14 protein-coding genes are annotated in these 12,921 nt (G+C 47.5%); 6 read left to right on the top strand and 8 right to left on the bottom strand.

Translation table 11 applies throughout. From position 1 onward, the window contains the following. Positions 1–187: 187 nt before the first annotated feature. The 7 genes from ilvA to rplU form a co-directional block, all read right to left on the bottom strand. Entirely contained in the window at positions 188–1,711 is a 1,524-nt protein-coding gene (ilvA, locus tag NA59_RS03100; RefSeq protein WP_044407822.1) for a threonine ammonia-lyase, biosynthetic, read from the bottom strand. Between the two features lie 75 nt (positions 1,712–1,786). Then, positions 1,787–2,482, bottom strand: a complete 696-nt coding sequence (locus tag NA59_RS03095; protein ID WP_044407820.1) for a LexA family protein — start codon at positions 2,480–2,482, stop codon at positions 1,787–1,789. Between the two features lie 309 nt (positions 2,483–2,791). Continuing rightward, on the bottom strand, positions 2,792–4,108 hold the full coding sequence (locus NA59_RS03090; RefSeq protein ID WP_044407817.1) for an MFS transporter: 1,317 nt from the start codon (positions 4,106–4,108) through the stop codon (positions 2,792–2,794). An 80-nt stretch (positions 4,109–4,188) separates the two neighbouring features. Then, the gene (gene proB / locus NA59_RS03085; protein ID WP_044407815.1) at positions 4,189–5,310 is read right to left on the bottom strand and encodes a glutamate 5-kinase; all 1,122 of its coding nucleotides are present in this window, start codon (positions 5,308–5,310) and stop codon (positions 4,189–4,191) included. 3 nt (positions 5,311–5,313) lie between these two features. After that, positions 5,314–6,348 carry an Obg family GTPase CgtA gene (gene cgtA / locus NA59_RS03080; RefSeq protein ID WP_044407811.1) on the bottom strand — a complete coding sequence of 345 codons (1,035 nt, stop codon included), beginning with the start codon at positions 6,346–6,348 and terminating at the stop codon, positions 5,314–5,316. Between the two features lie 115 nt (positions 6,349–6,463). Continuing rightward, positions 6,464–6,727, bottom strand: a complete 264-nt coding sequence (rpmA, locus tag NA59_RS03075) for a 50S ribosomal protein L27 (RefSeq protein ID WP_044407808.1) — start codon at positions 6,725–6,727, stop codon at positions 6,464–6,466. 70 nt (positions 6,728–6,797) lie between these two features. Next, the gene (rplU, locus tag NA59_RS03070) at positions 6,798–7,112 is read right to left on the bottom strand and encodes a 50S ribosomal protein L21 (RefSeq protein ID WP_044407805.1); all 315 of its coding nucleotides are present in this window, start codon (positions 7,110–7,112) and stop codon (positions 6,798–6,800) included. 211 nt (positions 7,113–7,323) lie between these two features. On the opposite strand from rplU, the gene ispB reads away from it, so the two are divergent. Then, complete coding sequence (gene ispB, locus NA59_RS03065; protein WP_044407802.1) at positions 7,324–8,289, top strand: octaprenyl diphosphate synthase; 966 nt, start codon at positions 7,324–7,326, stop codon at positions 8,287–8,289. 52 nt (positions 8,290–8,341) lie between these two features. Here the strand turns inward: ispB and NA59_RS03060 are convergent, their stop codons facing one another. Continuing rightward, positions 8,342–8,914: a hypothetical protein gene (locus tag NA59_RS03060; protein WP_044408051.1), complete on the bottom strand. Its 573-nt coding sequence runs from the start codon at positions 8,912–8,914 to the stop codon at positions 8,342–8,344. A gap of 117 nt (positions 8,915–9,031) precedes the next feature. On the opposite strand from NA59_RS03060, the gene NA59_RS03055 reads away from it, so the two are divergent. From NA59_RS03055 to NA59_RS03035, 5 genes are read left to right on the top strand one after another with little or no spacing between them, the layout of a single operon-like run. Continuing rightward, positions 9,032–9,598 carry a YqgE/AlgH family protein gene (locus NA59_RS03055; protein WP_044407800.1) on the top strand — a complete coding sequence of 189 codons (567 nt, stop codon included), beginning with the start codon at positions 9,032–9,034 and terminating at the stop codon, positions 9,596–9,598. Then, entirely contained in the window at positions 9,591–10,091 is a 501-nt protein-coding gene (gene ruvX / locus NA59_RS03050; protein WP_322785774.1) for a Holliday junction resolvase RuvX, read from the top strand. The genes NA59_RS03055 and ruvX overlap by 8 nt, the downstream gene beginning before the upstream one ends. Then, positions 10,088–10,597, top strand: a complete 510-nt coding sequence (gene pyrR, locus NA59_RS03045; RefSeq protein WP_044407797.1) for a bifunctional pyr operon transcriptional regulator/uracil phosphoribosyltransferase PyrR — start codon at positions 10,088–10,090, stop codon at positions 10,595–10,597. The genes ruvX and pyrR overlap by 4 nt, the downstream gene beginning before the upstream one ends. After that, positions 10,594–11,634, top strand: a complete 1,041-nt coding sequence (locus tag NA59_RS03040; RefSeq protein WP_044407794.1) for an aspartate carbamoyltransferase catalytic subunit — start codon at positions 10,594–10,596, stop codon at positions 11,632–11,634. The genes pyrR and NA59_RS03040 overlap by 4 nt, the downstream gene beginning before the upstream one ends. Further along, a complete protein-coding gene (locus NA59_RS03035) occupies positions 11,634–12,920 on the top strand; it encodes a dihydroorotase (RefSeq protein ID WP_044407791.1) in 1,287 nt (428 codons plus the stop codon). The genes NA59_RS03040 and NA59_RS03035 overlap by 1 nt, the downstream gene beginning before the upstream one ends. The last annotated feature ends 1 nt before the right edge of the window (position 12,921 follow it).

Genomic DNA, 12,921 nt, shown 5'->3' with positions numbered 1-12,921 from the left:
TTACCTATTTACATTCAACCAAGTAGGATTTAACCTCAAAAGCAACCAGGCCTGGTTGCTTCTTTAGGCAGGGCAAGCGCCTTGAACTTGGGTTCGAGCGCTGTTTCATAGGTTAAATCGGTCTGCATTCCCACGCACAGCGTGGGAACGAGGTTAATCTCTCATCGACGTGCACCGGTTATTTGAGTTAATTTGTACTGAGAAATAAATGATACGCGGGATTATCTTGCTCTGATACATAGGGGTACTTCAGGCAATCTAAATAGGCTTCAAAATCGGCCACTTGATTGGCTGGCACCTGCACCCCTACCAAAACCCGTCCATAGGCATCGGAGTGATTACGATAATGGAACAGACTGATATTCCACTCTTCACTCATCCGGCTTAAAAAGTTAAGCAGCGCACCCGGGCGCTCAGGAAACTCAAACCGATAGACCTTTTCATCTTGGATATCTTCCGCCCTTCCGCCGACCATATGACGCAAATGCAACTTCGCCATCTCATTGTCAGACATATCTTCAACTTGATAACCTTTTTCGCGCAAATCGTCCAGCAGGCGAATTTGTTCAGGCCGCCCCCCTTCGGTTTTAACACCAACGAATACGATGGCATTGTGCGCATCGGCATAGCGATAATTAAACTCGGTAATCGCGCGACTAGCCCCTAAATCTTCGCAGAACTGTTTAAAGCTTCCCGGATGCTCTTTGATTTTGACAGCAAAAATCGCCTCACGCTTTTCGCCGATTTCGGTTCGCTCAGCAATATGGTGCAAGCGATCAAAATTCATATTCGCACCACTCACAATCGCCGCCATTTCTAGGCCCGATACACCGCGTTCAGCGACAAACTTCTTCAATCCCGCGACCGCCAACGCGCCTGCCGGTTCGGCAATCGCACGGGTATCTTCAAACACATCTTTAATCGCGGCGCAGATTTCATCATTGGTTACTGTGATCATTTCGTCAACACAGGTTTGCGCGATTTGAAACGGAATTTCACCGACTTGCGCCACGGCCGCGCCATCGGCAAACAAGCCCACTTGTTTAAGTTTAATCCGCTCACCGGCTTTTAACGCTTCGGTTAAGCAAGCCGCCTCTTCAGGTTCGACACCAATAATTCGCGTTTTAGGCCAAACCTGTTTCATCACCGCACTAATCCCGGCAATCAATCCACCGCCACCGACACAAACAAACACAATATCCAACGGCTTAGGATGCTGGCGCAAAATTTCGAGCGCAATCGTGCCTTGGCCGGCAATCACATCGTCATCATCATACGGATGGATAAAGGTATATTTATTCTCACGCATCAACTGCTGAGCATGAATGGACGCCTCATCAAACGCATCGCCGTGTAACACCACTTCACCACCTAAACGGCGAACGGCATTGACTTTAATCGGTGGCGTGGTTTTGGGCATTACAATCGTTGCTTTAATGCCCATTTTACTCGCGGCTAAGGCCACACCTTGGGCATGGTTGCCTGCTGAGGCCGCAATTACGCCGGCTTTCTTTTGATCTTCGGTCAGGGTAACCATCTTGGCATAGGCACCGCGCAGTTTAAAAGAAAACACCGGCTGAAGGTCTTCACGCTTCAGCCATACCTTGTTTTGCATACGCGCTGACAACAAGGGCGCCAGCTCAAACGGGGTCTCTTCGGCGACATCATAAACCGGTACGGTTAAAACTTTTTTCAATATACGTTCTGGCATGTGTTGTGCAACCTTTTGTTTTTCTTTTATTTAAAACCGTTGGATTATACCAACCTCAAGCACGGCGTGGAAAGATTACACCGAACGCAACACCGAAACCACCACCCCCCAAATCACCAGGTCTGAGCCTTCACGTACTGGAATCGGGTCGTAACGATCATTTTCGGGCATTAACCAAGTACCGGTTGATTTCACCGACAAGCGTTTAACCGTCAACTCGCCATCCATCGCCGCTATCACAATCTTGCCATCACCGGGTGTCGCACTTCGATCAACCGCTAATAAATCACCGGGGTAGATACCCGCCTTTTTCATCGAATCACCCTGCACCTTGATAAGAAATGTGGTTTCGGGTTTTTTAATGAAATGGGTATTTAAATCAATCGTTTGTTCAAGGTTATCATCAGCAGGCAAAGGAAACCCCGCCACTACCTTATGCGAATAAAGCCCTATTTGAACCTCAGTCGAAAAATCTGGGCGAAACACCTCGGCATTTTTAAAAGATGGCAGATCAAGGTAATGTACTTTATCACCCTCCTCATTGACTTGGTGATTAGCGTCTTGGTGTTTAGCGTCTTGGTGTTTAGCGTCTAGGTGTTTAGCGTCTTGCTGATTAGCCGCGACACTCAACCAATCCTTAATCACATCAACTTTTGATTCAGGTACACGAATCACTTTTGTTGGCTCGCCAAACTTTCCAGTACCCGCCTTGCGCCCAGCGCCTTGACGTTTACCACCATGCCCAGTGGTCGATTTTGTTTTATCCTTCATACCCAGTCCCCTAAGCAACTTGTGCAATCATTTTTTTATAATTTACTTGATAAACCAATTGTAACACGTTTCAAAAAACTCTTAATCTGGATGTTTCATAAATTCGGGTAATGTTCGTGCATGATATTGATATCCCTGTGCTTTTTTCGAAGGAGTGCTGTAGTTATTCATACAGCCGACTGAGAAAAATGTGCTGGGGAATCAATAGACCAGCGAGGGCGAGTGAACTTTATGAAATATCCGGGTTAACAAGCTGTAAAACCTTAAAAAGCCAACCAGGCCTGGTTGGCTTTTCGATTTAATAGGCGGCTATTTCATCTCGGCTGTTGAAGAGGCTGAAACATCCGCTGGCTGTTCAACAGGCGGGTCCATATCGGGTCGTTTTTCTTCTACCCATTCTTCATCCTGACGTGGATCCATTTCGGCTAAGACCTCACCCGATGCTATCGGCACTGCCACATATACGTTCATGTTTTCGTCCGCTACACGCTCGGCCATTAGTGAATACACACCCAAAGCTAAAGCAAACAAAGCAAGCACAATAAAAAACGCCGCCGCCGAAAAACCGAGTATAAAACCTAACATCAACGGCGCAATAAACGAGCCTAACCCATAGGAAAACAATAGGGTGCGGCTAATTTCCACCAAGTCTTTGTTTTCATCAAACACGTCATTCGCACGCGCCACACTCAATGGGTAAATACTAAACAAGCTCATGCCGAGCAAAAACCCAACGGCATACAACAAAACCACACTATCCTGCCAAATCCAGGGCAAAACCAGCATTAAGGCTAAGATAGCCACACTAAAAAACCCCGCCCAAGCCAGCATTTTTCGCCGCCCTAAACGGTCAGACAATACCCCTACGGGTAGCTGCGCCACTAACCCACCCAGAATGGTAATCGCCATAAACAAAGACACCACACTCGCTTGATCAAACACATTCAGCACATACAAGGGCAGCATGGTATAAAACGCGCCAACAAACACACCGCCAATAAAACTACCGACTAAGGCCAAAGGCGCAATCGATAACAATTTAGGCATACTATAGCGCTCAAAGGGTTTCAGTATCGGCTGGGTGACACGGGTAATCGCTACGAGCACCAGTGACCAGAGCACTAATATCGAACCTAAAATAAAGATGGTGGTAGCTGGCATTTCAAACATTAACAGCAACTGACCTAAAGCTAAAGCCAAGAAGAATACAATGGTGTAAATGGCCAGAATTTTGCCACGATCTTCAGTTGAGCTTTTTACATTCAACCAGCTTTCTAACACGATCAACATGGCATAAAACGCAAACCCCGACACCAAGCGTAATCCCGCCCAGAACCAAGGATCAAACCACAAAGCATGACCCAGAAATGCCATCACCATAATGGCTGAAAAGGCGGAAAAACTGCGGGCATGGCCCACCGTCACAATCAGCTTTTGGCTAAAAACCGCCGCTAACATCGCGCCGAGGAAAAACGCGGCATTAATCAGCCCGATAACCCCTTCGCTCAAGCCTTCTTGTTTTAAAAACACACCAATAAAGGTCATCAACAAGCCATAGCCGGTTGCCAATAACGCAATCGAGAAAAACAGCGATGAAATGGGTAATAAGGCGCGTTTAAAAAACATCCACTCTCCTAAAACAAACAAGGCCTCCTTTGCACTCGCGCTGGAAGCCTTGCTTTATTAAAACTAAAATAAAAGGGGGGTTAGGACAATACTAGATTATCTCGATGAATCAATGATTCATCGTCCATATAGCCTAAAATTTCCACAATTTTATGGCTCGGTTGGCGCAGGATTTTTTGGGCTTCATCCCAATCATAGTTCACCAAGCCACGTGCTACTTCACGGCCAAGTGGGTCTTGGCAAATCACCATTTCGCCGCGTTTAAATTGGCCTTGGGCTTCAATCACCCCAACCGGTAACAAACTGCGCCCCTGTTGCATCAGCACTCGCACCGCACCGTCATCCAGCGTCAATACACCGCGTGCTTGCAAATGGCCGGCTAACCATTGTTTACGCGCTTTCATTGGCTCTAAATCCGGCACCAATAAGGTGCCAAAATCCTCACCCGCAAACAGCTTAGGCAAAATATTGGGTTCGCGGCCAGATGCAATCAAAGTAGCCGTACCCGAGCGTGCGGCACGTTTCGCCGCCATCACTTTGGTATACATACCGCCACGCCCTAACGCACCGCCTTCCGGACTGGCCATGGCTTCGATATCTTTGCGACTGACTTGCGCCTGTTTTATCAGCTGCGCATTGGGATTTTCACGCGGATTGCTATCATACAAACCCTGCTGGTCGGTCAAAATCACCAAAATATCCGCGCCAATCAGATTCGCGGTCAAGGCCGCTAGGGTATCGTTATCACCAAACCGGATTTCATCGGTCACCACCGTGTCATTTTCATTAATGACCGGAATCACCCCCTGCTCGACCAGGGTTTGAATAGTTGAACGTGCATTGAGATAACGTGCACGATTAGATAAATCATCATGCGTCATTAAAATTTGTGCGGTATGCAAGCCACTTTTAGCAAACTCCGACTCATAGGCTTGTACCAAGCCCATTTGCCCGACGGCCGCCGCCGCTTGCAGTTCGTTTAATGCCGTGGGGCGGGTTGTCCAACCTAGGCGTTTCATGCCCTCAGCCACCGCACCGGACGACACAATAATCAACTCGACACCTTGCTCGCGCAAAATAACCATTTGCGCCACCCATTTGGCCAGCTCTTGCTGATTAAGCCCTGAGCCATCATTGGTCAATAACGCACTACCGAGTTTAATGACCCAACGTTTTGTTTTGTTTAGTGCCGCGCGTTCCATCGTTTAATGTTCCTCTTGCAAGGCCTGGGCTTTATTAGCCTGAAGTGTCCACGAAATTTTTTGCATTAATGCCTCGGTACCCTTTCGCTCGACCGCCGAAATCTGGTGAACTTCGCCCTGCCAATTCAAACGCTCAACAATGTCCTTGCAGACCGCATCGGCGTCTTCTTCAAGCAACAAGTCGGTTTTATTGAGGATCAACCAACGCACTTTGCCCGCCAGTTCTTCACTGAACTTCTCTAATTCTTTCTCAACGATACGTACCGACTCCACCGGATCGGCTTCATCTAAGGGTGCAATATCAACAACATGCAACAGCAGCCCCGTGCGCGATAAATGCTTTAAAAACTGCACCCCCAATCCCGCGCCTTCCGCCGCGCCCTCAATCAGACCCGGAATATCGGCAATTACAAAACTATTTTCCGCCGATACGCGCACCACACCAAGATTAGGGTAAAGAGTGGTAAAGGGATAATCGGCTACCTTAGGGCGCGCAGCGGATACGGCACTAATTAAGCTGGACTTACCGGCATTCGGCAACCCCAACAAGCCAACATCCGCCAAGACTTTCATTTCTAACAAGAGCTCGCGTGCTTCGCCATCTTCACCCAAAGTATGCTGATGGGGCGTACGGTTGGTTGAGCTTTTGAAATGCACATTGCCTAAGCCATGACGACCCCCTTGGGCCACCAATAATTTCTGTCCATTTTCAGTTAAGTCACCTATAACTTCTCGGGTATTAATATCTAATACCTGCGTACCAATCGGCACAGAGATAACGAGATGTTCACCGGCGCTGCCGGTTTTTTGGTTACCCATTCCAGACTGGCCATTTTGCGCCTTAAAACGTTTGGTAAAACGAAAATCAACCAGCGTATTTAAGTTGGAATCAGCTACAAAATAAACGCTGCCACCATCGCCACCATCACCGCCGTTCGGCCCACCAAACGGAATATATTTTTCACGTCGAAAACTGATAATGCCATTTCCACCGCGACCGGCCTCAACATGTATTTGTGCTTCATCTACGAACTGCATAGTGTTCCCAACCTAACTTACTAACTCATTAATCTATAAAATCTATAAATGCAAAAACGCCCTGCACATCTTAATGTACAAGGCGTTTTATTTTATCACCTTAACGCTGATTTAATTAAGCAGACTGCTCAACAATCTCAACGTAAGTACGCGTTGGCTTGCCTTTGGTAACAAAGGCTACTTGACCTGCTGCTTTTGCAAACAACGTAAAGTCTTTACCAACACCTACATTTACACCTGCGTGAAACTTAGTCCCACGCTGACGAACAATAATGCTTCCAGCTGTAACAGTTTCGCCACCAAAGCGCTTAACACCTAAGCGTTTGGCGTTAGAGTCACGACCGTTACGCGTACTACCGGCGGCTTTCTTATGTGCCATGGTTTTACCCTCTCTGTAACAAGCCTGATAACATATTATCCAACCAGGCCTGGTTCTTTTTGTTTAAAACTTAAGCTGAAATACCAGTGATTTCAACTTCAGTAAAGCTTTGACGATGGCCTTGCTTAGAACGAGACTTGTTCTTACGACGGCGGAATTTGATGATAGTCACTTTTTTGCCACGACCGTTGCCTACAACAGTTGCTTCAACTTTAGCGCCTTCAACAACAGGTGTACCTAATTGAATAGACTCACCTTCACCAACCATCAAGACTTGATCAAATTCAACTTTATCACCTTCATTTAGACCTAAAGTCTCAATGCGCAAAGTTTGACCTTGACGAACTCGATATTGCTTGCCACCGGTTTTAATTACCGCATACATATGTAACACTCCCGGATTGAAAATTCTGTTAATTGGACGAGTCTGTTCGAGTCGTCGCTACAGTAAACGCGGAATTATATAGATTTTTAGCAGGCAGGTCAAAGCAATTAAAAAATATTTTGCATCTTTAGCGTTTATTCAACGCGAAAAGCTTTTCATTCCAGCCAATTCATACTAAACTTCATCCATCTTTAATTTCTATACATAACTTATGACACTAAACGACATTCGCCAACTGATAGCCAACGACATTGCGGCGACCGATCAACTCATCCTTGAGCGCTTGCACTCTGATGTGGTACTGATTAATCAAATCGGACACTATATTATTAACAATGGTGGCAAACGACTGCGCCCATTAATGGTATTACTCAGCGCCAAAGCCTGTCATTATTCAGGCAAAGACCATTTAATTATGGCCGCTGTCATCGAGTTTATCCACACCTCTACCCTGTTGCATGATGATGTAGTGGATGAGTCTGATACCCGACGCGGCAAAAAAACCGCCAACGAAGTCTGGGGCAATGCCGCCAGCGTGCTGGTCGGCGACTTTCTCTACTCCCGCTCATTTGAAATGATGGTGGAACCCGGCTTAATGCGCGTTATGCAAGTCATGTCGGAGGCCACCAATATCATTGCGGAGGGCGAGGTCTTGCAACTGCTCAATTGCCGTGATGCTAACACGGACGAACACCGCTACATGGAAGTGATTCACCGCAAAACGGCCAAACTATTTGAAGCCGCCGCACAAATGGGCGCGGTGTTAACCAAGCAACCCGAGCTGGAGCAACCCTTGGCGGACTATGGTCGCCATTTAGGTGCCGCCTTTCAGTTGATTGATGATGTACTAGACTATACCGCCAATGAGGCAGAACTTGGCAAGGGTGTAGGCGATGACTTAGCTGAAGGCAAACCAACCTTACCACTGATTTATGCGATGCAGCATAGCTCACCAGCGCAAAAACAAATTATTGTTAGTGCGATAGAAGTCGAAGGGATTGCATTGCTGAATGAGGTCACGCAGATTATTGAGCAAACCGGTGCGATTGAGTTTACCCGCCAGCGCGCACAGCAAGAAGCTATACTTGCCAAGCAGTCACTTCAGTCACTTGATGACTCTGAGTATAAAGCGGCGCTTATCACTTTAGCGGACCTAGCCGTCAATCGAACCCACTAAAGCCTGTCGAACTCACTTTTTTGCAGCCGATTGGCTTTAGTCCGACAGGTTCCTAGCGTCCCGGTATAACGGCATCTTGCGCCATTGCCTCAATCTGCTCTTGTAACTGGCGCTCGTGTTCTTCATTGCGCGCCTCAACAAACAACCGGTATAACTCTAAATTATTTAGCTTGGTTTTCTTCCAATCAATTCTTCGCAACAGCCATCGGGTAATGTATTTAACAATTTTTAGCTGGTCGGGCGAATGATAGAGCATTTCAGGCGTAGGCCGTAAACCATGCATGCGTTCAATCACAATTGTTTGTAGCTCTTGATCAGGAAAAATAACCAAAAAACCGTTTTTTCGATCATCAAATGAACTGCTGTAATAAATTCTAGCCACTCTTCCCATACTATAAAGCGCTTTATTTAAAATCGTTGATTCTGCTTTGGAGTTAAGGCCCACTGTGTGAATAAAAATATTTTGCGTTCTAACTGCACGAAAAAATTGCTCAACCTCTGAAAACTCGACCTCTTTAAATCGATCACGCTTCAATGCATTGGCATTGTGAACGGCTTGCTGCCGACGCTCTAAGGAGTTAAAAAAATGTTTGAGCGCGGGTGTAATGTCTTGTTTGGTTGCCATAAAATCACCTCTGAATTTAATAACGGCTGCCCACGCCATTACTAAACCTAAAAATTAAACTATTTATGATGCAAAACGCAGCGCGCTGAAGAAAACTTTGTTCTATAATTTAAAGCTATGAATTTATCACACTCTTTAGCACATCAGTTTTTAATTGCCATGCCTAGCTTGGATGCTACCTGGTTTGAAAAAACCGTCATCTACATTATTGATGATAATGAAAAAGGCAGTACCGGCCTGGTTATTAATAAACCGCATAATTTAAATGTCCTGCAACTGCTTGAACATTTCCACATCTACGGCAATCAACACAGCCCGATGATGAAACGCACCGTGATGATGGGCGGGCCGGTTGATATGGAGCGCGGCTTTATTTTGCACCAACCGACAGGTAAATGGCAAAACACGGTCAATATCACACCGACGCTTGGCTTAACGGTGTCAGAAGATTTTCTAGAAGCGATTAAACTCAATAACGCGCCCCAGGATTTTCTTATCTGCCTCGGCACCGCCACCTGGACAAAGGGGCAACTCACCCATGAGATCAAAAGCAATAGTTGGCTAACCGCACCGTTTAACGCCAGCCTGATGTTTGAAACGCCGGTTGAAAAACGCTGGAAAGCGGCACTGGGTATTCTGGGCGTGTCACCGGAGTTTTTAAGCGCGGAGGCGGGTCATGCCTGATATGAATACTTCACCCGAACACAACCTTAATTCTAACCCCATGATCTTGCCCCCTAACTTTAAAGGCCAGATTGAAGGCTTAGTGATGGGCTTTGACTTTGGGCTTAAACGCATAGGTATTGCAATAGGACAAACCATCACGGCCACCGCTAGCCCGCAAACAACGCTTTTTAGTCGCGACGGCGTGCCTGACTGGGATAGCATCAGCAAACTGATTAATGAATGGCAACCCAAAGCCTTGATTGTGGGTCTGCCCTTGCGTTTAGATGGCTCTGAACAACCCTTTACCCAACACGCCCGCAAGTTTGGTCAACGGCTACATGGTCGCTACCAAAAACCGGTGTTTTTTGTTGAAGAACAGCTCAGCTCCTTTGAAGCGGAACAACGCAACCTAAAATTCCAAAACCGATCCCAAAACCGAACCAACAACCAAACCCAAATTGACGCGCATGCCGCCCAAATTATTCTCCAAAACTGGCTAGAGGCACTATGACCCCCATTCAAGACGTTAACCCATTACTTGACCAACTCTGTAATCAAATTCAACAGCACCCCCGTTTTACAAGCGATATTAAAATGCTCGGCATTCGCACTGGCGGCGAATGGATTGCGCAAGCCTTGCACCAACGGCTTGGCCTATCCGCCCCCCTAGGGATTTTAGATAGCTCATTTTATCGCGATGATTTTGCGCACAATGGCTTACCTGCTGAAGTTCAGCCATCACAGATTCCTTGGGATTTGGACAGCCAAAACGTGTTTTTGGTTGACGATGTACTCTATACCGGCCGCACCACGCGCGCTGCGATGAACGAGTTATTTGACTATGGACGCCCCGCTTCGATTATCTTGGTAACGCTGGTGGATCGTAAAGGCTGCCGTGAACTACCTATTCAACCGGATATTTGCGCCATGACACTTGAATGCAATCAGGCTATCAAGCTACATGGCCCCGACCCCTTAACCCTGTCTTTGATTGACCCAGCGGAGACCGATTTATGAGCCCACGTTTATCCAGCCCGAACCTACAACTCAACGAACAAGGCAAACTCAAACATTTTCTCAGCCTTGAAGGCTTAAAGCCGCACCATCTCACTGAAATTTTGGATACCGCCGAATCCTTTATCAACCCGCAGACCAACGAAATCAGAAAGGTGCCGTTGCTGCGTGGCAAAACGATTATGAATCTATTCTTTGAGCCAAGTACCCGAACCCTCACCACCTTTGAGATTGCCGAGAAACGCTTATCAGCCGATGTATTGAACCTAAACATCAGCACCTCCGCGACCAAAAAAGGGGAATCGCTGCTCGATACCCTGTGGAATCTTGAATCAATGCAAGCCGACATGTTTGTTATTCGCCATGCTGAAAGTGGTGCGGCGCATTTTTTTGCGCGTCATGTCGCGCCGCATGTGCATGTGATGAATGCCGGTGACGGGCAACATGCCCACCCAACTCAAGCCATGTTGGATATGTTTACCATCCGCAAGCTCAAAGGCGATATTTTTGATTTAAAAGTAGCGATTGTCGGCGACATTCTGCATTCGCGCGTGGCACGTTCACAAATTCAAGCGCTCAGTATGTTAGAAGCGCGTGAAATCCGCGTGATTGGCCCTAAAACACTGATTCCGCCGTTTCCTGAAGCGCTCGGTGTGCATGTCTATCACGATATGAAATCGGGCTTAGAGGATGTCGATGTGGTGATTATGCTCCGACTTCAAAGCGAGCGCATGAAAGGGGCTCTGCTACCGAGTGAAAAAGAATACTTCAACCTCTATGGTCTTACCGAGCAGCGCCTGGCTTTTGCTAAACCCGGTGCGATTGTGATGCACCCAGGGCCGATTAACCGAGGGGTTGAGATTGATTCCGCGGTCGCCGATGGTGCTCAATCGGTTATTTTACAACAAGTCACCTACGGCATCGCGGTACGCATGGCGGTGATGGCGATTATTATGAGCAATGCCGCTCAATTGGCCCAATCGCAAAATGAAACCGCACTCGCCGACACCTTAGAAAAAGCAGAAAGGGAGGCACAATAATGAATATTTTAATTGAACAAGCCCGCATTATTGACCCCAGCCAACAGCTCGATAAAGTCAGCAACCTCTACATTTCTCGCGGTCATGTGATGGCGATTAGCGACCAAACCCCCGAAGGCTTTATCGCTGACCAAGTGATTAATGCAAAAGGCAAATGGCTGATACCCGGCCTGGTGGATATGCGTGCGCGCTTGGGCGAGCCGGGCAAGAAATTTGCTGGCAGTATTGCCTCAGAAACCAAAGCGGCGGTAGCGGGTGGCATCACCTCGCTCTGCTGCCCACCGGACACCGACCCAGTGACTGACACTCAAGCGGTGGCTGAGCTGATTCAACGTCGTGGCCGTCAAGCCGCCACCGCGTTTGTGTTGCCCACTGGCGCGCTAACTAAAGGCTTAGAAGGCAAATTATTGAGCAATATGCACTCGCTAAAACAAGGCGGCTGCGTTGCATTGAGCCAAGCCAACCAACCCGTTGAAAACCCGTTAGTAATGAAAAACGCGCTTGATTACGCCTCCTCACAGGACTTATTAGTCATCTTGCGCTGCGAAGATCAAGAACTTAAAAACAATGGCGTCGCGCATGCGGGCATGGTCAGTACCCGCTTGGGTTTGCCCAATATCCCAACCTCCGCCGAAACCATTGCCCTCGCGCGTGATTTAATTTTGGTTGAAGAAAGCGGTGTCCGCGCGCATTTCTCACAACTATCCTGCGCCCGCTCGGTTGAAATGATTGCCCAAGCTAAGCAACGTGGCTTGCCCATTACCTGTGATGTGGCGATTCATCAACTGCATCTAACAGAAATGGATGTCATGGACTTTGACCCTTTTACCCACGTCAGCCCTCCTTTGCGCTCACAAGCGGATCGTGATGCGTTACGGATGGGGGTTAAAACCGGGATTATTGATGCGATTGTGAGTGACCACACCCCGCTTGGGCGTGATGACAAAGCCCTGCCATTTGGTGAAAGTACGCCAGGTATCAGCGGCCTGGAAACCCTGTTGGCACTCACCTTGCGTTTGGTAGAAGATGGACTGATTGACCTCAGCCAAGCGATTAAACTGGTCAGTCAACAGCCCGCCGACATTCTAGGCATCCATGCTGGCAGCTTGGCTGTAGGCTATAGCGCCGATTGCGTATTGATTGATCCTGAAAGCTACTGGACACTTGATCGCAAGCAAATGCTCTCGGGCGGCAAGAATACGCCCTTCAATGGCTGGGAATTTAATGCTCAAGTCGAAATGACCTTATTCCAAGGTCGTCCCGTTTATAGGGTTAACCCGGTCTAGC

Source organism: Thiomicrospira microaerophila, from assembly GCF_000934765.1.
Classification (GTDB): Bacteria; Pseudomonadota; Gammaproteobacteria; order Thiomicrospirales; family Thiomicrospiraceae; genus Thiomicrospira; species Thiomicrospira microaerophila.
Note: the sequence above shows the minus strand (reverse complement) of the source record. Positions and strands in the feature narration are given on the sequence as shown.

What these genes read in the sequence shown, in the direction of transcription:
- ilvA (WP_044407822.1), bottom strand. Translation starts at nt 1,711, where the DNA reads ATGCCAGAACGTATATTGAAAAAAGTTTTAACCGTACCGGTTTATGAT.
- NA59_RS03095 (WP_044407820.1), bottom strand. Translation starts at nt 2,482, where the DNA reads ATGAAGGATAAAACAAAATCGACCACTGGGCATGGTGGTAAACGTCAA.
- NA59_RS03090 (WP_044407817.1), bottom strand. Translation starts at nt 4,108, where the DNA reads ATGTTTTTTAAACGCGCCTTATTACCCATTTCATCGCTGTTTTTCTCG.
- proB (WP_044407815.1), bottom strand. Translation starts at nt 5,310, where the DNA reads ATGGAACGCGCGGCACTAAACAAAACAAAACGTTGGGTCATTAAACTC.
- cgtA (WP_044407811.1), bottom strand. Translation starts at nt 6,348, where the DNA reads ATGCAGTTCGTAGATGAAGCACAAATACATGTTGAGGCCGGTCGCGGT.
- rpmA (WP_044407808.1), bottom strand. Translation starts at nt 6,727, where the DNA reads ATGGCACATAAGAAAGCCGCCGGTAGTACGCGTAACGGTCGTGACTCT.
- rplU (WP_044407805.1), bottom strand. Translation starts at nt 7,112, where the DNA reads ATGTATGCGGTAATTAAAACCGGTGGCAAGCAATATCGAGTTCGTCAA.
- ispB (WP_044407802.1), top strand. Translation starts at nt 7,324, where the DNA reads ATGACACTAAACGACATTCGCCAACTGATAGCCAACGACATTGCGGCG.
- NA59_RS03060 (WP_044408051.1), bottom strand. Translation starts at nt 8,914, where the DNA reads ATGGCAACCAAACAAGACATTACACCCGCGCTCAAACATTTTTTTAAC.
- NA59_RS03055 (WP_044407800.1), top strand. Translation starts at nt 9,032, where the DNA reads ATGAATTTATCACACTCTTTAGCACATCAGTTTTTAATTGCCATGCCT.
- ruvX (WP_322785774.1), top strand. Translation starts at nt 9,591, where the DNA reads ATGCCTGATATGAATACTTCACCCGAACACAACCTTAATTCTAACCCC.
- pyrR (WP_044407797.1), top strand. Translation starts at nt 10,088, where the DNA reads ATGACCCCCATTCAAGACGTTAACCCATTACTTGACCAACTCTGTAAT.
- NA59_RS03040 (WP_044407794.1), top strand. Translation starts at nt 10,594, where the DNA reads ATGAGCCCACGTTTATCCAGCCCGAACCTACAACTCAACGAACAAGGC.
- NA59_RS03035 (WP_044407791.1), top strand. Translation starts at nt 11,634, where the DNA reads ATGAATATTTTAATTGAACAAGCCCGCATTATTGACCCCAGCCAACAG.